The 17,769-nt window shown below is 62.9% G+C and carries 19 protein-coding genes and 1 pseudogene; 10 read left to right on the top strand and 10 right to left on the bottom strand.

Annotated elements, in window-relative coordinates:
• Positions 1-23 precede the first annotated feature (23 nt).
• From ACN9M3_RS09305 to ACN9M3_RS09295, 3 genes and pseudogenes are all read left to right on the top strand, one after another.
• A pseudogene (locus ACN9M3_RS09305) lies at positions 24-515 on the top strand (TPM domain-containing protein); the annotation flags it as partial.
• Positions 516-1,102: 587 nt separating this feature from the next.
• The gene (locus tag ACN9M3_RS09300; protein ID WP_426322003.1) at positions 1,103-1,627 is read left to right on the top strand and encodes a TPM domain-containing protein; all 525 of its coding nucleotides are present in this window, start codon (positions 1,103-1,105) and stop codon (positions 1,625-1,627) included.
• A gap of 32 nt (positions 1,628-1,659) precedes the next feature.
• Complete coding sequence (locus ACN9M3_RS09295; RefSeq protein WP_426322001.1) at positions 1,660-2,424, top strand: SDR family NAD(P)-dependent oxidoreductase; 765 nt, start codon at positions 1,660-1,662, stop codon at positions 2,422-2,424.
• Between the two features lie 135 nt (positions 2,425-2,559).
• On the opposite strand, the gene ACN9M3_RS09290 is transcribed toward ACN9M3_RS09295, so the two are convergent.
• From ACN9M3_RS09290 to ACN9M3_RS09280, 3 genes are read right to left on the bottom strand one after another with little or no spacing between them, the layout of a single operon-like run.
• Positions 2,560-2,997 carry a hypothetical protein gene (locus ACN9M3_RS09290; RefSeq protein ID WP_426170135.1) on the bottom strand — a complete coding sequence of 146 codons (438 nt, stop codon included), beginning with the start codon at positions 2,995-2,997 and terminating at the stop codon, positions 2,560-2,562.
• A gap of 6 nt (positions 2,998-3,003) precedes the next feature.
• On the bottom strand, positions 3,004-3,459 hold the full coding sequence (locus ACN9M3_RS09285; RefSeq protein WP_426321999.1) for a hypothetical protein: 456 nt from the start codon (positions 3,457-3,459) through the stop codon (positions 3,004-3,006).
• 2 nt (positions 3,460-3,461) lie between these two features.
• Positions 3,462-3,665 (bottom strand): hypothetical protein, encoded by a 204-nt coding sequence (locus ACN9M3_RS09280; RefSeq protein ID WP_426321997.1) that lies wholly within the window; start codon positions 3,663-3,665, stop codon positions 3,462-3,464.
• A gap of 190 nt (positions 3,666-3,855) precedes the next feature.
• Here ACN9M3_RS09280 and ACN9M3_RS09275 point away from each other — a divergent pair, with 190 nt between their 5' ends.
• The 3 genes from ACN9M3_RS09275 (at position 3,856) to ACN9M3_RS09265 (ending at position 6,696) form a co-directional block, all read left to right on the top strand.
• Positions 3,856-5,718, top strand: coding sequence for a methyl-accepting chemotaxis protein (locus ACN9M3_RS09275; protein ID WP_426321995.1), 1,863 nt, complete (start codon positions 3,856-3,858; stop codon positions 5,716-5,718).
• Positions 5,719-5,861: 143 nt separating this feature from the next.
• Positions 5,862-6,260: a VanZ family protein gene (locus ACN9M3_RS09270; protein ID WP_426321993.1), complete on the top strand. Its 399-nt coding sequence runs from the start codon at positions 5,862-5,864 to the stop codon at positions 6,258-6,260.
• A 76-nt stretch (positions 6,261-6,336) separates the two neighbouring features.
• Positions 6,337-6,696, top strand: coding sequence for a hypothetical protein (locus ACN9M3_RS09265; RefSeq protein WP_426321991.1), 360 nt, complete (start codon positions 6,337-6,339; stop codon positions 6,694-6,696).
• Here the strand turns inward: ACN9M3_RS09265 and ACN9M3_RS09260 are convergent.
• From ACN9M3_RS09260 to ACN9M3_RS09250, 3 genes are all read right to left on the bottom strand, one after another.
• The gene (locus tag ACN9M3_RS09260) at positions 6,693-7,634 is read right to left on the bottom strand and encodes a TraB/GumN family protein (RefSeq protein ID WP_426321989.1); all 942 of its coding nucleotides are present in this window, start codon (positions 7,632-7,634) and stop codon (positions 6,693-6,695) included. The genes ACN9M3_RS09265 and ACN9M3_RS09260 overlap by 4 nt on opposite strands.
• A gap of 132 nt (positions 7,635-7,766) precedes the next feature.
• Positions 7,767-9,263 (bottom strand): dipeptidase, encoded by a 1,497-nt coding sequence (locus ACN9M3_RS09255; protein ID WP_426321987.1) that lies wholly within the window; start codon positions 9,261-9,263, stop codon positions 7,767-7,769.
• 4 nt (positions 9,264-9,267) lie between these two features.
• Positions 9,268-9,981 carry a substrate-binding periplasmic protein gene (locus tag ACN9M3_RS09250; RefSeq protein ID WP_426321985.1) on the bottom strand — a complete coding sequence of 238 codons (714 nt, stop codon included), beginning with the start codon at positions 9,979-9,981 and terminating at the stop codon, positions 9,268-9,270.
• Positions 9,982-10,036: 55 nt separating this feature from the next.
• Between ACN9M3_RS09250 and ACN9M3_RS09245 the strand changes: the two genes are divergently transcribed.
• Positions 10,037-11,215 carry an MFS transporter gene (locus tag ACN9M3_RS09245; RefSeq protein ID WP_426321983.1) on the top strand — a complete coding sequence of 393 codons (1,179 nt, stop codon included), beginning with the start codon at positions 10,037-10,039 and terminating at the stop codon, positions 11,213-11,215.
• Here the strand turns inward: ACN9M3_RS09245 and ACN9M3_RS09240 are convergent.
• Genes ACN9M3_RS09240 through ACN9M3_RS09225 form a run of 4 tightly spaced genes read right to left on the bottom strand, consistent with a single transcriptional unit; the run spans position 11,212 to position 13,910 of the window.
• Positions 11,212-11,673, bottom strand: a complete 462-nt coding sequence (locus ACN9M3_RS09240; protein ID WP_426321981.1) for a hypothetical protein — start codon at positions 11,671-11,673, stop codon at positions 11,212-11,214. The two genes, ACN9M3_RS09245 and ACN9M3_RS09240, sit on opposite strands and share 4 nt — an antisense overlap.
• Complete coding sequence (locus tag ACN9M3_RS09235; RefSeq protein ID WP_426321979.1) at positions 11,670-12,563, bottom strand: hypothetical protein; 894 nt, start codon at positions 12,561-12,563, stop codon at positions 11,670-11,672. The genes ACN9M3_RS09240 and ACN9M3_RS09235 overlap by 4 nt, the downstream gene beginning before the upstream one ends.
• Complete coding sequence (locus ACN9M3_RS09230; RefSeq protein ID WP_426321977.1) at positions 12,563-13,354, bottom strand: hypothetical protein; 792 nt, start codon at positions 13,352-13,354, stop codon at positions 12,563-12,565. The genes ACN9M3_RS09235 and ACN9M3_RS09230 overlap by 1 nt, the downstream gene beginning before the upstream one ends.
• 43 nt (positions 13,355-13,397) lie before the next feature.
• Positions 13,398-13,910 (bottom strand): DUF6160 family protein, encoded by a 513-nt coding sequence (locus ACN9M3_RS09225; protein ID WP_090443139.1) that lies wholly within the window; start codon positions 13,908-13,910, stop codon positions 13,398-13,400.
• A 450-nt stretch (positions 13,911-14,360) separates the two neighbouring features.
• Here ACN9M3_RS09225 and ACN9M3_RS09220 point away from each other — a divergent pair, with 450 nt between their 5' ends.
• Genes ACN9M3_RS09220 through ACN9M3_RS09210 form a run of 3 tightly spaced genes read left to right on the top strand, consistent with a single transcriptional unit; the run spans position 14,361 to position 17,758 of the window.
• Positions 14,361-15,128 (top strand): C39 family peptidase, encoded by a 768-nt coding sequence (locus ACN9M3_RS09220; protein WP_426170103.1) that lies wholly within the window; start codon positions 14,361-14,363, stop codon positions 15,126-15,128.
• A gap of 10 nt (positions 15,129-15,138) precedes the next feature.
• On the top strand, positions 15,139-16,146 hold the full coding sequence (locus ACN9M3_RS09215; RefSeq protein WP_426321975.1) for a transporter: 1,008 nt from the start codon (positions 15,139-15,141) through the stop codon (positions 16,144-16,146).
• Positions 16,147-16,156: 10 nt separating this feature from the next.
• A complete protein-coding gene (locus tag ACN9M3_RS09210; protein ID WP_426321973.1) occupies positions 16,157-17,758 on the top strand; it encodes an OmpP1/FadL family transporter in 1,602 nt (533 codons plus the stop codon).
• The last annotated feature ends 11 nt before the right edge of the window (positions 17,759-17,769 follow it).

The following is a 17,769-nucleotide window of genomic DNA, read 5'->3' as shown; positions in this document are numbered from 1 at the left end:
GGGTGGTGATCGGGCTGGCGATCATGGCGCTGCTTGCGCTTGTCGTCACCGGCGCACAGGCGGCCGATGGCTTCGCCGCCGTGCCGGCGCACGCGGCCCGCGTTACCGACCAGGCGGGCATGTTGACCGCCCAGCAACGCTCGTCCCTCGATGGGGTGTTGGCCGATTATGAGCGCAAGACGGGCAGCCAGATTGCCATCCTGCTGGTGTCGTCCACGGCGCCGGAGGCGATCGAGCAGTACAGCATTCGCGTGGCAGAGGCGTGGAAGCTGGGACGCAAGGGCGTTGATGATGGTGTGCTGCTGGTAGTGGCCAAGGATAATCCGTCTTCGCTGCGCAGGCTGAGGATTGAGGCTGGCCGCGGGGTCCAGGGGACGCTGACGGATGCCCAATCCAAGCGCGTCCTGCAGGATGTGATAGCGCCGCATTTTCGACAAGGGGATTTTTACGGTGGGCTGGCGGCCGGCGTGAGCTCGATCGCGACCTTGCTTGATAAGGAGCACTTCCCTGCTCCGCCGGGAGGACAGCGCACCGCATCCGCGTCAGCGCCAGGAGCTACGCTGGGCGGCGCGCAGCAAAGCTCGGCGGCCGGCGGCGCTGCAGCTGGAAACGCTGGCGTGGCCGGTATGGCGGCAGCAGCGGGGGCAGGCGGCATTCCAGGCAGCGGAGAATCGGGCTTGGCGCGCAGCGCAGCGGATACCGGCGGCGCCGATGTCCCGGGCAGCGCTGGCGAGACCCGGTCACCAGGCGGCCCGGATGAAGGCACGGGCCAGGCCGGCCGTCGCAATGCGGGCGATGGCGATAGCGGACGTGGCGGGCGCGATGGCGGCGGCTGGTCGGCCGGCTGGCTCTTGCCCCTGCTGCTGTTTGGCGTTTTCGTCATCCTGCCGATGATGCGCGGCGGTTCGCGCCGGGGACTGCGGCGCGGCGGCTGGGGTTCGGACGCAACAGGCGTGCTGATCGGCGCCGCGCTGGGCAATGCCCTGAGTGCCGCGGCAAGCCGTAGCGGCGGCGGAAGCTGGGGCGGTGGCGGCGACTTCGGCGGCGGCTTCAGCGGCGGCGGTGGCAGCTTCGATGGCGGCGGCGCCTCGGGAGACTGGTGATGACAACCCAAGCTACAAGTTTCTTCGGCCGCTGCAAGCGCGCCTGGCGGCATATGACTAGCGGCACAAGCGTGGGCAAGCGCGCCTTCCCGCCAGCCACGCTGCAAGCGATCGAACAAGCCATCACGCAAGGCGAACAACGCCATCGCGCCGAAGTGCGCCTGATCGTGGAACCGGGCCTGGACGCCCTTTCAGCCTTCAACAACGTCAGCAACCGCCAGCGCGCCCGCGCCCTGTTCGCGCAATACGGCGTCTGGGATACCGAGGAAAACTGCGGAGTCCTCATCTACATCAACCTCGCCGCGCGCGAAGTGGATATCGTGGCCGACCGCCATGTCGGCAGACTGGTTGCCGACACCGAATGGCAAACCATCTGCCGCACCATGACCACCGGCTTCGCCCAGGGCGACTACCACGCCCCCACTCTTTCGGCACTGGAGCAGCTCAACACACTGTTGGCACGCCACTATCCCGCCGACGGCACACGCCCCAACCAACTGCCCAACGACGCGGTCATCCTCTAAAATAAGCTTCCTAACCGAACCGCGGAAGCACTATGAAATTAACGAATAAAGTAGCCATCGTCACCGGCGCAACCCAGGGCATCGGCCTGGCCTGCGCCCAGCGCCTCATTACCGAAGGGGCCAAGGTCATGCTGGTGGACATCAAGCCGGAAGGGGCCCAGGCTGCCGAAGCCCTGGGCGACCAGGCCCGCTTCTTCACCGCGGACGTCAGCCAGAAAGCCGACGTGGACGCCCTGGTCGCTGCCACCCTGGCCGCTTTCGGCCGCATCGACATCCTGGTCAACAACGCCGGCGTGACCCACAAATGCAGCTTCCTCGACCTGGCGGAAGCCGACTTCGACCGCGTGCTTGGCATTAACCTGAAATCCATGTTCCTGTGCGGCCAGGCAGTGGCACGCGAAATGGTCAAGCAGCAGAGCGGCTGCATTATCAATATGTCAAGCGTGAACTCGGAACTGGCAATCCCGGACCAAGTGCCTTATGTGGTGTCCAAAGGTGGCGTGAACCAGTTGACCAAGGTCATGTCGCTGAACCTGGCGCCTTATGGCATCCGTGTCAACGGCATCGGCCCCGGCACCATCCTGACCGAACTGGCAAAACAGGCGGTCCTGGCCAGCCCGGAAGCAAAACGCACCATTTTGTCGCGCACTCCTTTGGGGCGTTGCGGTGAGCCGGAAGAGGTCGCTTCGATATGCGCTTTCCTCGCTAGCGACGATGCCAGCTATATGACCGGACAGACGCTTTTCGTTGATGGTGGCCGCATGGCGCTGAACTACGTTGTACCAGTAAAAGATTAGTTATACGAAATCTGAATAACGATTATCGAAAACGAAAATTGGACTAATATGTGGCGGCGCACCATAATTGCACATGTCTCCACTATTCTCCTCCAAGAAAATAGTTTAAGCCCGCTTTAACCAGCGGGCTTTTTTTTATTTTTTGGCTTCGAGCTTCATGCAACTTTGCAGCGCGGTCTTGCCTTCCGACGCAGGGAGCGCGGCCACCGCTGCATCAAATTGCCTGCGCAATGGCACTTTGGTTCCAATGTCGGTAAACACCGTCAGGTCGCCACCGATTTCGCGGTTAAAGTAATTCGGGCAATCTACGATTGCTGCGCATGCCGAAATGGCGACAACTTCTTCCATGACCTTCGGATCAATCTGGCCGGGCGGCGTTGGCTTCGTCAGCCAGTCTTTTCCCCAGACTTTCGAAAAGCGCAGGCTGAGGCTTTCCGCAACTTTTGTAGAGTCTGCGTTCGTCGCTGCGGCGACACAACGCAGGCCAAACGGCGCGTAAGCCTCACCCGCGATCGCTGGTGCCGCCGCGCAAGACAAAAGAAGGCTCAGTGCCGTTAAAAATGCAGGCTTCATGCGAACTTATTTCCTTCCAACTAGTTTGATGCAGTGCAGGGCTGCCTTCCTCGCCTCGACAGATGGCAGCGCCGCAATTGCTTCGTCAAATTGCCTGCGGACCGGAGCTTTAGCGCGCAGGTCCATCAAGACGCTAACCTTCCCGCCAAACTCAGGGTCGTAATACTGTGAGCAGGAGGGTTGATCCATGAGTGCGCCGCACGCCGAGATTGCTGCAATCTCTTCCATTAACCTGGGATCGATAGCCTTGGTAGGAATCGGCTGGCCAGGCTTCCGCTCTTTCCCCCAGGCTGCACGGTAGCGCTGATCGAGACTTCCTGTAACCTTGCTGATATCTTCATCAGATGGCGTGGAGACGGCCGGGCAATGCAAGCCGTAAGGAGAATAAACATCTGCTGCTTTTGCCTGCGCCATGCAGCAAAACGCGATCATCGAAAGCGATGCCTTCAACAGGGATTTCATATTCAGACTTTGCTCAGGCGCTGCCTGGTGCAGGACAAGCCGGCGATCTCATCTTGCTTGGAGCAATCGCCCTTCAATTCAATCTTGCGGTCTGCACATTGCATGACCGCGCTGCGCTTGAGCAGCGGCGCCTTGGCAGCGGCAAAGGCGCTTTGTGCCAGGCCTGCTGCCAGCAGGAGCCCAACGACTATAGTACTTTTCTTCATTTTCAAGTCTCGCGAATGGATGGATTCTGCGCTGACGATTCCAGAGTTAAATAAACTGCAATTTTTCCGCACGGAATTATAGCAGCGAGAATCGGCACGGCTTGCCGCGGTATCCGGCCCAGCGATTCCCGGCTACACTGATCAGACCTGCCAATCCTGGGAGAACGCGGTGGCCACCCTGCTGGATAGGATGAAACTATGGCAACGCTTTGTAGTGCTGGGCATCATTGCCGTGTTGCTGGTCGCGCCACCGTTCTACTTGTTCTTATCGGAAAACAGCCGCAGCCTCCACTTTTCCGCCGTCGAGCAGACTGGTCTCAAACCGGGCGCCCAGGCGCTCGACCTGCTGCAAAGCATCCAGCAGCACCGTGGTCTGTCGGCAGCCTTCGTCGGTGCCGGCCAGCTCGCCAGTGAACGCAGCGCCAAGGAGGCCGAAGTCAACCGCCTGCTGCTTGGCATGTCGTCCATGCTGGCCGAGGGCGATGGCCAGGACCGCAAAATGTTCGCCCGCATCCGCGACGAGTGGAGCGCCCTGGCGCGCGATGTCAGCACGCGCAGCCTGGCCACGGTGGAGAGCTACCAGCGCCATACCGCCTTGTGCGAATTCATCCTGCTCTTCATCGAACAGCTGGCCGACCAGTCCGGCCTCTCGCTCGATCCCGACGCCGACTCCTACTACCTGATGCGCGCCACGTATTTCGACCTGCCGCGCGTGGCCGAAGACCTGGGTCAGATGCGTGCCCGCGGCGCCGGCTTCCTGGCCACCCGCAAGATCGATATCGAAGGCCGCGCCATCATGTACAGCCTGCTCAGCAAGGCGCGCCATTCCAGCGCCGGCATGCAGCGCACCATGGGCAAGGCTTATGCCGCCAATCCTGTGCTGAAGCAGAAGCTGGACATTCCGGTCACCGCCGCCGCCGCTGCCGCCGCCGAAGTGACGGAACTGGCGCGCACCCGCATCGTCATGGCCGATACGCTGGACTACGCCGCGCCGGATTACATCGCCGCCACCACGCGCGCCATCGACCAGCAATTCAGCGCCAACGATACCGCCTTCGCCCTGCTGTCGGCCCACATCGAACAGCGTTTGCATGAGCAAAACAAGACACGCCAATTGCTCACCGGCGGCATCATCGCCATTGCCACGCTGGCGATCCTGGTCGGCTACGCGATCAGCCACCACCTGATTTACCAGATCGGCGGCGAGCCATCGGAGGTATGCCAGGTATTGCAGCAAGTCGCGCAGGGCGACCTGACGCAGCGCATGCAGTTGCGTCGCGACGACCGCCGCAGCCTGGCCTATATGGTGCAGGACATGGCCCAGCGCCTGCACGCCACCGTGACCAGCGTGCGCCAGTCGGCTGATACGCTGGCCAATGCGGCAGCACAGGCCAGCGCCACTGCGCAAGCCCTGAGCACCAGTTCCACCGAGCAGGCAGCCAGCGTGGAACAGACCAGCGCTTCAATCGAAGAAATGAGCGCGTCGATTTTCCAGAACCATGAGAACTCGCGCGTGACGGACGAGATGGCGGCACGCGTGGCCGGCTACGCGGATGAAGGCGGCGACGCCGTGGCACGCACCGTGACGGCGATGCAGCAGATCACCAGGGAAATCGCAATCATCGACGATATCGCCTACCAGACCAACCTGCTGGCGCTGAATGCCGCCATCGAGGCCGCCCGCGCGGGCGAACATGGACGAGGCTTCGCCGTGGTGGCGGCGGAAGTGCGCAAGCTGGCCGAGCGCAGCCAGGCCGCTGCGCAGGAGATCAGCGGCGTGGCGCAGGACAGCGTGGCCGTGGCCAACCTCGCCGGCAAGCTGCTGAAGGAAATCGTGCCCGGCATCCGCAAGACTTCCGAGCTGGTGCAAGAGATCAACGCGGCTTCGCGCGAACAAAGCAGCGGCGCCAGCCAGATCAGCGAAGCGATCAACCAGCTCAGCGAAACCACCCAGCGCAATGCCGCCGCCGCCGAACAGCTTGCGGCCACTGCGGAAGAACTGGCGGGCCAGGCCGACATCCTGCTCGACGCTGTGGCTTTCTTCAAAGTTTGAACGAAGATTGATTTATGTCATGGTGCTGTCACAGCCAATCCCTATAATGGACACATCTGCTGCACACGCAATCGATATGCGTGGCGCCAGAAGGTGCGCCGGCCTTGTGCCGGCGCAACCGCTTCCGTGGTATCTTCCCACCCATGCAAAAATTCCTGACCCTGCTGTTCCTCAGCGACGCCCACGCACGCTTGCGCTTCTGGGGCGCCATCACCCTCTTCGTACTTAACTGCATCGTTGGATCGATTCCCGGCGCCCGTGCCGAAGCGGCGGAATATGCCAGCGGCCTGGTGCTGCACAGCTTCGGCTATTCGGTACTGGCTTTCATGCTGTTCACCGGCTGCAAGGGCGAGCCGGCGCAGCGCGCGCTGAAGGCGGTGTTCGGCATCGCCGTCATGGGCGCCATCGATGAATTCGTTCAATCCTTCTTCCCCTACCGCCACGGCTCGGTGGATGACTGGCTGGTCGACATGTCGGCTGCCATCATCGCCTCGACGCTGATGTGGGCCTTGTGGAGCTTGCGCAAGCGCCCCGCCGCTTGACGTGCGTCGGCCGTTGACGGAACGGCGTACACTTCCCCGGCGCGCAGACCTTACGTGGGCTTCTTATGGAGGATGTATGAAACTTTCCGTAATCATGCTGGTGAGCCTGGCCCTGGCGGGCTGCGCCCATGACAGCAGCAAGAAAACCGCCAGCATGGATCAAGACACCAGCACCTCGACGGCCAGCGCTTCGGAAGGAAGCCCGCTTGCCGGCAACTGGGATGGCGTGGTGCAGTCGATCGACCCGGCAGGTTCGATGTCGGCAGGCGGTGCGGTTGGCGCAGCAGCGGCCGGCAGCGGCAGCGGTTACCGCGTCACCGTGAAAAAGGCCGACGGCTCCATCGAGACCGTGAATGTGGACAGCATGCCCAGCTATCGCGTGGGCGACAACGTCCGCTATGCGAACGGCTCGCTGAGCACCAGCCCGAAATATTAGTAGACCTTTTCGACCTGGTAGCCGTGCTGGCGCAGCAAGGCCGGCACGCCTTTGTCGCCCACCAAGTGCAACAGGCCGATGCCGATGAAGGCATCGCCTTTGCGCATGATCGCTTCAATATTGGCTGCCATTTCCGGATTGCGCTTGCCCAGCAAGGTGCGGTCCATGAAGCGGGCGGACACCGTGTCGCCCGTGGTCAACTCCCGCGTCAGCGCCGCGATGCGTGAAGCATCGGCCGCGCCCCATGCGTCCACCAGGCCTGCCGATTTGCGCAGCGCTGCCCCGCTGTCGATATCGGCAATGTTCTCCAGCAGGTAGGCTTCCTGCTGCGCATCGCTCAGTGAGCCGAACAGGCTAAGCTGGTAATCGGCGGTTTCCAGTTCCTGCAGTGGCTTCTTTTGCCGCGTGGCGTTGCTCAGCAAATAGCCTTCCACGCCCAGGCCGCGGTTGAAGCCGCCCTTTTCGATTTCCTGTCCTACCAGGATATTCGCCACCACCCATGGGCGGTAATGCTCGACGCTGGACAGCGGCAGCTTGACCTTGTCCAACGCGGCCTGCAGCCTGGCCAGGGCGGCGGGCGACAAGTGGTTGCGAATGGTTTGCCCGGCCGGGTACTGGCCATGCCGTTCCAGCGCGCGATAATAAGGGCCGCTGGCGCGCACGTCGAGTTCGAGCACCAGCGAACTGGACTTGGCCAGCGCTTCGGTGACTTCAGGCTCTAAAGGGAAGAAGTCCTGCTTGCCCACGTGGATGGTGCCGAACAGGTAAGAGGTTTTGCCTTCGTGATGCACGCGGTACAGCGTGCCGCGGCGCGGCACGTCGTTGACCTGGATGGCATCCGCGGGCCCGGCGGAATTCGCCGGCGGGATACTCATATCCATGGTGTGTGCCGACAGGGAAAATGACAATGCAGTCAGGAAGACAAGCTTGCGGAACATGGCATCTTTTCATGGGATGCCTGTAGCGCAGCCAGGCATGGGCTGAAGGCTTCCGGTGCGAAAGCCTTGTTGCCCATGGTAAGGTCATTTGCTGCCGTAAAGCAATACTCGTTTCGCCAACAATGTCGACATTTACTTCGCCAGCTCGACCAGGACTGCGGTGTACATTTCCAGGTTGAGAAGTAATTGCTTTTCCGTTATGAACTCATGCTCCGAGTGGCCGGTATAGACCTTGCCCGGCATGGTTGGGCCGAAGCTCACTGCACGCGGGAACAGGCGCGAGTTGGTGCCGCCGCCAATGGCGATCGGCTGGGGATCCTTGATGCCGGTGTAGTGCGAGAACACCTTCATCAGGGTTGGCAACTGCGGCGCCTTGTCCTGCACCCACGGCTCGCCGATCTGCGCGGCCAGGGTCGCGCGCGGCTGGTTTTCCGCCTTCCAGGCGTCAAAGGCCTCATTGATTTCCGCCGTCAGCTGGGCTGTTGTTTTTCCGCGCGGGCGACGCAGGTTGATGCCCAGGACCAGCCCCTTGTCGCTTGCCTTCAACGTGGTCGGAGCTACCGTCATCGGCCCCATGAAGTCATCGCTGTAGGCAATCTTGCCGAACTTCTCACCTTTCAGGCCGGTGCCGATCATGTCGTTGACGAAATCGACCATCATGCCGGCCTGGCTGGCGCCCCAGTGCTGCACGTCCAGCGCATCGGCCAGCATGGCGATGGCGTTCACGCCGTCCTCCGGCTTGGAAGAATGGGCGGCCAGGCCCTTGGCGGTGACGGTCAGTCGCGTTCCCTGCCACGCGTACTGGTAGCGCATGCCTTTCTGCTGCGCGGCGCGGGTGCGGATCGCTGTCTCCAGCGCCACATCGGCATTGTCGATCACGGCGCGCGCATCTTCCGGGATCTGGCTGTCGAAGAAACCGCCGGTAAAGCTTGTCACCAGCGCCCCCCTGCCCGGCGCCGGCGCCATGTCCGGCAAGGTCACGCGCACGGCGCCCCAACCCTTTTCGGCCGTCACCGCTGGATATTCGGCGTCGATGGTGATGTTGGTCTGCGGCGGCGTATGGGTCTTGAGGAAGTCTTCCAGCTGCGCCCAGTCCGACTCCTCGGCCATGTAGATATACAGCTCGATGCGTTTTTTCAAGGGCACCTTGCGGTCCTTGATCGCCTTCATCGCATACATGGCGGTGGCGATCGGGCCTTTATCATCCTCGGTGCCGCGTCCCAGCAGCAAGCCTGTTTCGCTGGTGCGATCAAGCTTGAATGGCGACTGCTTCCACTTGCTCGGGTCGACCGGCTGCACATCGCCGTGGGTGATTACGCCAACCCGCTCCTTGCCTTCGCCCAGGCCGACCACCATGATGTAGCCATGGTCGGTGAAGTCGAGCCCCAGGTGCCTGGCTTCTTCCTTGATGAAGCGCTTGAAGCCGATGTGCTGGGGGTTCTTCTCGAACGGTACCTTGTCGTTGGCCACGGTATTGAAGCTGACCATATTGGCCAGGCTGTCGATCACCTTTTCTCCATATGCCTGGCGGGCGTGGCGCGCGGCTGCCGTGGCGTCGCTGCTGAGGGGAGTTGCGGCATGGGCGGTGGCAAAGGCCAGCGTGGTGGCTAGTGCGAGTCTCTTGATCATTGTGCTATTGGTAGTTGGACAGGATTTTGTTGATGGCGCCTTCGCGCACCAGCTGGGTGATGGCGGCGTCGACCTCGGCCAGGGCCACGCGGCCCTTTTCCGACACGGCGCAGCGCGTATAGTAGCTGCGCACTGCCAGCGGTTCATGGACGTTGACCTTCTCGCCCCTGTGCAGCTGGTAATCGTAGAACGATTTGATGGTGGCGACGTGGCGCAGGCGGCCGGCTGCCAGCTTGCGCAGGTTGGCCAGGTTGGAGTGCGCGTCGGCGCGCACGAAGCCGGTCCCCATCGCCTTTTCCATTTCGGGATACTGGAAACCAAGCACCGTGCCGATCGGCTGGCCCCACAGTTCAAGCAGGCTTTGCGGCTGCGCCACAGTCCGCGAGGTAATGACTGTTTCAGTCTGCGGCATGAAGGCTTGCGTCCAGCCGAAGCGCCCCTGCAGCCATTCGGGCAGGTACATGCACAGAACGTCGCCCTGCCCCGATTCGAGCGCCATCGAGATGCGCTTGCGCGGCATCGCCAGCGTCACCGCCGTGCGGCCCATTTTTTGCGCCAGCGCTTCTGCCAGATCCTTGTGGATGCCGCCAACGACTTCGCCGCCGCGGATATCCGCCATCGGCATTTCAGTGCCGGTATCGACCAGCATGACCACTTTTTCGGCGCGCGCCGAAGCAGCGGTCAGCAGGGAGAACACGATGGCGGAAATGGCTTTCATTTGGAAATATTAACCCACCAGCAGGCTTTTTGTTTCGGTGCTATCCTCCTGCGCCATGAAACAAGAGCACCACATCACCCCAGCCATGATCCTGCTGCTGGCTGTCGCCAGCGGACTGATAGTCGCCAACCTGTATTACGCCCAGCCGCTGGTGGGCCCGATCAGCCGCGCCACCGGGATCGAACCCGGCGCGGCGGGCCTGATCGTCACGCTGACGCAGATCGGCTACTGCCTGGGCCTGGCTTTCATCGTGCCCCTGGGCGACCTGCTGGAAAACCGCCGCCTGACCGTGACGCTGCTGGGCGCAACCTCGCTGGCGCTGCTCGGCGCAGCGATGGCGGGCAATGCCGCGACCTTCCTCGCGGCGGCCTTCTTCATCGGGCTATGTTCGGCGGCAGCGCAGGTTCTGGTGCCGTTTGCCGCCCACCTGTCGGCGCCGGAACATCGTGGCCAGACGGTGGGCACGGTAATGAGCGGGCTGCTGCTGGGGATCATGCTGGCGCGGCCGGTATCAAGCCTGGTGACCGACGCGCTGGGTTGGCATGCAATCTTCTTCATCTCCACTGCTGCCATCGCGGTGCTGGCCGTGGTGCTGCAACTACGCTTGCCGCAGCGCCGGCCGGAGGGCGGCTACCGCTACGGCGGATTGCTAGCCTCCATGTGGACGCTGCTGCGCACCACGCCTGTGCTGCGCCGGCGCGCGGCCTACCAGGCCTGCATGTTCGCCGCCTTCAGCCTGTTCTGGACCACGGTGCCGCTGGTGCTGGCCAGCCCCGCCTTCAACCTTTCGCAAACCGGCATCGCAATCTTTGCGCTGCTTGGCGTGGCAGGTGCGATCGCCTCGCCGATCGCCGGCCGGCGCGCCGACCAGGGCAAGAGCCGCTCGACCACCCTGATGGCGCTGCTGGCCGCTGCGGCAGCTTTTGGCGCGCCGCTCCTGCTGCATGGCGGCCGAGAGTTCACGCTGGTGCTGCTGGTATTGTGCGGGATCGTGCTGGACATGGGCGCTTCGGGCAACCTGGTCGTCGGCCAGCGCGCCATCTTCGCACTGGGCGCGGAAATGCGCAGCCGCCTGAATGGCCTGTATATCTCGATATTCTTCGCCGGCGGAGCCTTCGGCTCGTGGCTTGGCGGCTGGACCTGGGCCCGCTACGGCTGGAACGGCGTGCTGGTGGCGGGGCTGCTGTTTCCCTTGCTGGCGCTGCTGCTGTTCGCGACCGAGCGCCGCGATTAATGCGCCCACATGCGGAACTCGCCCTGCATCTGCAAGTTGCCGTTGATATTGACGCTGCCAAGGTTGCCGGTGACGGCGGCGTTGGGGTCGTTCTGCACGCTCATTGATTCGAAGCCGAAGTTTGTGTAGCGCATTTGCGACGGCAGCGTGATGGCGATGTAATCGCCGCTGCCGTCGGGGCGGGCTTGTACGTTCAGGCCGATGGCAAACATGTCGACCGTGCCGCGCACATTGCGCAGCACGATGTAGCGCGGCTGGCCGCCATCGTGGAAGCCCAGCGACAGGCGGCTGTCGGTCACGGCGCCCACCAGGGTCGGATCGTTCACCACCACATGGGCGGCAAAGCTGATGCCGTCGCGGGCGCTGACGTCGGAAAGTTCGCTGTCGTCGAGCGGCCGGGAGGGGGCGGCCTGCAGCAAGGCCGGAACCAGCAGCAATAGCGTGGCAAGTCTCGTCATTGGCGGAATTTGATATCGAGGTAGTTGATCTGGATATTGCCGATGCGGGAAGAACCCAGGTTCACGTTGCCGCTGGGCGAGGTGAAGCTGATCTTGCCGATTTGAATGCCCCCGCTGGCTGCCTGGCCGGTGCCGTACTGCGCGTCCGGCGCGCCGATGCCGATGTGCAGGCGCGGGCCGTTCTCGTCGGCCAGCGCATTGACCAGCGCGGGCTGGCGCGCAACGTCGGCAATCATCCAGGGCTGGCCGGTGAAGTTGCCGTTTTCGTCGGTGGCGCCGATGCGGATGTTATCCAGCGCCATCTGGCCCACCGTATTGGCGCGGCCGTTCGGGCGCAACGCCCACTGTCCGATGTCCATGCGCATCGCTACGCCAAGGGCAAGGCCGTCCTGCGTGCGTGGCGTGGAGAATTGCCAGCCGCCGCCATACAAGGCCAGGTCGCTTACCACGATGGAACCGCCATCGCGGTCGATGCCGTCGGCATTCACGCCAAAGTCGAAGGCAAGCTGCCATTTCTGTTCGCCGCCGGCATTTTGCGGCAAGGAGAATTGCGCGACGTCGGCCAGGCCATTGGTGCTGCGCACGATGTCGAAGCGGTAGGGATCGGAGAACGGCGTCGCACTGTCGCTGCGCGCTGCGCTGGGGTTGCCGGCCCAGATGCTGGCGCCGTCCGGACGCGTATAGGTCACGCGCATGTCGCCGTTCATGGAAAAGCCGTTCAGGTCGAAGCTGACGCCATCGCGTCCCCGCACGTCCGACAGCGCGCTGTCGTTCAGCGGGCGCAGGCCGTCAGCCAGCACCAGCGCAGGCACCAGCGCCCAGCATACAAGCGCGGCCCTGGCAGCGGCCGCGGGGGCTGCAGCCAGCAAGGAGCGGCGTGCACGCTGCATCAGCGCCCCGCCGACACGGTTGGCGCAGCCAGCGTCACTGCTGGGGCCACGGGCGCCGGGACTTGCGCCGCGGGCAGGTTGGTGAGCGACACCAGCTTGTCGCGCCAATTGAGCCAGACGCCCGACTGCGCGGCATCAGGCATCTGCGTGGTGCCGCTCGGCGCCTGGAACTGCACGCCCGACTTCAGCACGGAAATCCAGAAATCGCGGCTCGGCCCCGAAGCGTCGCCTGCGCGCACGCCGGCCAGGGAGCTGGCGCCATCCCAGCGCTTGCCGCCGCCGGCATCGGTATGCGAATCGATTGTAGCCGGCTGGCCGTTCGCGTCCACGCCGCTGACCAGCAGCGAACCGGAAAGGCCGTTCACCTTCAGGCCCACGTCGCCCTTTATGCTGTCGAAGCCCATGCGCATGCCCACTACTTCGCGTGGCGCATTGGCATCGCCCGTGTTGCGGTACACGACTTCGAAATACGGATTGGTGATCGAAACCTTGCTGCCGTTCTGCCCGAACTGCAGGGCCGGCATGTCGATATCGGCGCCCGTCCCCTCACGCGAAGGAAAGCGGTAATCGCCAAGGCGAATGTTACGCAAGCTCGCATTCATTTCCACGTCCGCGTCCAGCGCGATGCGCGTGAAATCGAAGCCGCCAAGCGTGCTGTTGCTCACTGCCAGCAAGCCCTGCCCGCGCGCGCGCGACAGGTCGTCGTCGCTCATGGGCCGCAGTTGCGCAGAAGCCGGTGCGCAGAAAAAGGCGGCCGCGAGGGCGGCCGCAAAGAGACGGGATTCCATCATCAGGAACTTCGCAAAGCGGCCGCTCCCACGGCCGCTATTGCGATCAGTGTGCCCAGATCCACACTTGGGTGCCGCGCAGGTCGAGCTGGTTCATGGCCATCGAACCGTAGGAAGCATTGCTGCCGCCCATCTTGATTGCGTCAACGGAGATGTTCAGCAGTTTGCCTGCTGCCACTTGCACGTCGGCTGGGATGGCGATCTGCACCACGTCGCCGCCGGTTGCTGGGTTGTAGAAGGTGCCTGGGTTGGTCACGCCGGCAGCGCCGGCAGCCTGCAGGAAGGAGTTGCGCGACAGGATGTCGATGGTTGCAGCGATCAGGCCATTGACCTTGATGCCGTTGAAGCTCACCGAACCGCCGCCCAGGCCGTTGGCATCCAGAGCGTCGGTGTCGGTGTAGACGAAGGATTCGACTTTGACGTTCAGGTTGGCGCCGATCGACACGCCGTCCTGGCCGGTAACTGCGCTCAGTTCTGCGTCTTTGATCGGGGTCATTGCGGATGCGGACAGGGCCAGGGTGGACAGGGCGATTGCTACAGCGGTGGTAATGCGTTTCATATCGTTGATCTCCGTTCGAATAAGAATAATTTGGTTTGCTTGCTGCACCTGTTGCGCCTCCTTGCCGGCCCCTGGCCTGGTAAGCCCGGGTTGGCGAAGCGCCGTCTTAATATTGTTCGAATATTAATTAAATTTATGATAGGTGGCGCCGCCGCACAGGGTCTAGCGTTTCACACTGACCGCACAGGCCAAACAATTGTCCTGGGGAGCCACACAGAGGAAGAGCGCTGTTGTGCGCATGTTGCTCGCTTTAGCATAAGTTTTCGGGTGCGAAGTAGAGGTGTGCATCTAATTTTTATGCATCGTGCAAGCCACGAAACGTGCGTAAATAAATAACAAAAGAGCAAGGACGAACGTTCGTCCAGATTACATTGGAGACGCCATGGGAGCAGGATTCGACGCGCGCGCGACGCGCAAGGGCAGCGCTTACCCCAACGATCGGGAGCTGCCATGCTGATGCTGTTGATGGGGGTCCTGGCAGCCCTGATTGGCGGTTCCGCCGCCCTCTCCCGCCACGAGGTGCAGGAGCGTCCCAAAGGCCAGTACGAGATGCCGCAAACCATGCTGGGCGGCGGCAGCTATTCGCAGGCCGTGAGCATGGAGCCGTTCTCCGAACTCAAGTACCGCCACATCGTGCGCCAGGCCTATGACTACAGCTGCGGTTCGGCGGCCCTGGTCACCATCCTCAAGTTCCACCTCGGCCTCGACGTCACCGAGCAGCAAGCCATGGAAGGCATGCTGGAAAAGGGCGAGAAGGAAAAGATCATCGAGCGCCGCGGCTTTTCGCTGCTGGACATGAAGCGCTACGCCGCTTCGCTCAACGTGCCCGCCGCCGGCTACAAGGCCGAAGTAAAAGACCTGCTGACGCTGGAAGAACCGGCCATCGTGCCGATCGACTATGCCGGCGCCAAGCACTTCGTGGTCTTGCGCGGCATTCGCAATGGCGTGGTCTTCATCGCCGATCCCTCCGCCGGCAACCTGGCCTTCTCGGTAGAGGAATTCGCCACGCTGTGGGACAAGAACACCCTATTCATCCTGTCCGCGCCGGCCGGACAGAAAGCGCCGGCACAACTGGCGCTGAATGACCAGGAACTGGGCGTGGTCGACATGGACCGCGTCACCAACCATGGCCAGCTCGATCCCTTCAACAACACCACGCAACTGCTGGAACGTGCCGTCAACTCCGGCCCGGCCCGCACCTGGATGCACCGTCAATAAGGAAACGCGAATGAAATATCAGTACCTGCCATTCATGCTTGCCACCGCCCTGCTGGTGCATTCGACCGCCAGCGCGCAGGAAAGCACGGCAGCCAACACCACCGCCGCCGCACGCGACGCGCTGGCGAAGAAGGAAGGCGAAGGCGACCAGAGCGCCCTGCTGAAGGAAACCCTGACCGCAGTCGATAAGCAGTATTCCCTGATCCGCAAAGGCAAATCGCAATACACCTATGACCTGAACTACACCTACATCGGCCAGGAAAAAATCGTCACCGACATCGCGGCCGACGGCCTGACCCTGTTCGAAATCGAGAACGTATCGGCGCACGTGGTCACCAACACCTTGTCGGTCGACTACGGCGTGTGGGACAACCTGACCGCCAACGTGACCTTGCCCGTGATCGGCAAGTTCGCCGAGTCGCGCAACGGCAACAACACCTCGTTCTCGCTGGGCGACATCGCCATCGGCGCCCGCTACCAGCCGTGGGAAGCACGGCGCGACCGTGCCAACTTCACCGCCACCAGCAACCTGCGCCTGCCCACCGGGCGCAGCCCGTTCAAGATCATCGCGGGCAGCGGCGAAGCAACTGGCAGCGGTGTCGCTTCGCTGTCGCTGGGCATGAACGTCAACCGCATCGTCGATCCGGTGGCGCTGTTCGGCTCCCTGTCGCTGACCGCCAGCAGCCAGGCTACCGGCCTGCACCAGGCCAACGGCACTCGCGTGCTGACGCGTGTGGCGCCGGGCACACAGTTCGGCTTCGGCATGGGCTTCGCCTATGCCCTGTCGTATGGCATTTCTACAACGATGTCCTTCCAGGGCGCGATCTCGCAGGGCGCGAAGTTGCGTTTTGCCGACGGCCTGAACGTGCGCACCAATACGCAAACCTCGGCCATCCTGAACTTCGGCATGGGCTACCGCATGTCGCCGAAGAACACCGTCAATATGTCGGTTGGCATCGGCCTGACCAGCGACTCGCCTAACTTCTCGGTGGGCCTGAACCTGCCGCTGGCATTCTGACGAGGCAGCAATGCGAGCCCCGCTCCGCCTGGCGGCATGTGCCGCCGCGCTTGCCCACGTTCTGCCCGCGCATGCCGCGCTGGTGGAAAACCTGACCACCAGCGTGGTGGCCATGTCGCTCGGGAACGCCGTGACGGCAGACCCGCCCGGCATCGACTCGGTGCACTTCAACCCTGCAGGACTGGCGCGCCTGCAGGGCGACAGCATGCAGCACACGGCGTTCGGCGCCTCGATCCGCGCCCGCGCCGGCTTCTCGGCGCCGGCCGGCTTCGATATCGGCGGCTGGAGGGACGATCCGCTCAGCGGCACCCACACCGGGCCGATGCGGCAAGCGATGTATGTGCCGACTTACGGCATGCCGGGCTGGCGCTTGCCCGGGGTGGTGGTGCCGACCTTCGGCTTCGCATGGAATAATCCGGGCTCGCCGTGGACTTTCGCCACCAATTCCTACATGGCGCAGGCGATCAGCCTTGACCGCACCAAGGATCCGGAAGACCCGGGCCGCTTCGACGGGCGCCAGATCCAGTTGCAAAGGCTGGTGTGGGCCTCGCCAGCCGTCGGCTACAAGTATTCGGACACGCTGCGATTCGGCGCCGCCGTGCCGATCGCGCACTCGGCCTTCGTAGTCGATACGCATATGCGCTTCCCCAACCAGTTGCTGGGCATCTTCGGCAAGCTGCAGGAAGGCTGGTGCCCGGAAGAAGGCGGCAACATCATCGACACCTTCGGCTTCGGCCTGTGCGGCGGCGGCAAGGCCGGCATGGTCAACCCGTTCAAGAAAGCTGCGGCGATGCGGCTGGAAATGACTTCGCCGGTCGACCCGACGCTGAACCTGGGCGTGCTGTGGGAACCGCAGCCGTGGTTCGCGCTGGGCGCGGTCTACCAGGGCGGCTCGAAGACCCGCTATACCGGGCATTACACCTTCGAGACCGAGCCGATGCTGCGCAATTTCGTCAAAGGTCTCAATTCCAGCCTGTTCGGCCCCGTGGCAGGCGCCATCCTCGGCCTGCCGCAGTCGATCCCGGAGGTCCAGCACGGCTACATGTCGGCCAGCATCCCCTTCCCTGCGCACGTGCAGGTCGGCGTCAAATTCAAGCCGGTGCGCTACGTGCAGCTGAACGTGGACGCCAGCTACGCGCGCTGGAGCGACTGGAACCAGCTGGTGTTCGAATTCGACCAGAGCATCAAGCTGCTGGAAGTGGCGCGCCTGTACGGCGTTCCGGATTCGACCAAGCTGAAGATCCCGCGCGGCTACAAGAGCGTGCTGAATATGGGCTACGGCCTGCAGTTGTTCCCGTTCGAAGGCGTGGCGCTGCGCCTGGGCTACGAACCGCGCAAGACTTCGGTCCCGGCCAACAAGATCGACCTGATCGCGCCGCTGCCGGATACCAAGCTGTATAGCGTGGGCCTGAACTGGCGTCTCAGCAAGAAGTATGAGCTGAACCTGGCCGCTTCCTACATGACGGGCAAGTTCAATGCGCCGGCCGAATCGTCGGACAACATGAACAGCAGCAAATTCCTCAACATCATTTACAACCCATATGCCGGCCAGGACGTGGCTGGCGATATCAAGGTCCGGTACGCCGGATTCAGTCTTGTTGAACATTTCTAGGAGCGTTTGAG

Origin of the sequence: Pseudoduganella sp. R-43 (genome assembly GCF_049913255.1) — a bacterium.
Classification (GTDB): Bacteria; Pseudomonadota; Gammaproteobacteria; order Burkholderiales; family Burkholderiaceae_D; genus Rugamonas.
The sequence above is the reverse complement of the archived record's forward strand: the minus strand, read 5'-3'. Positions and strand labels throughout refer to the sequence as shown.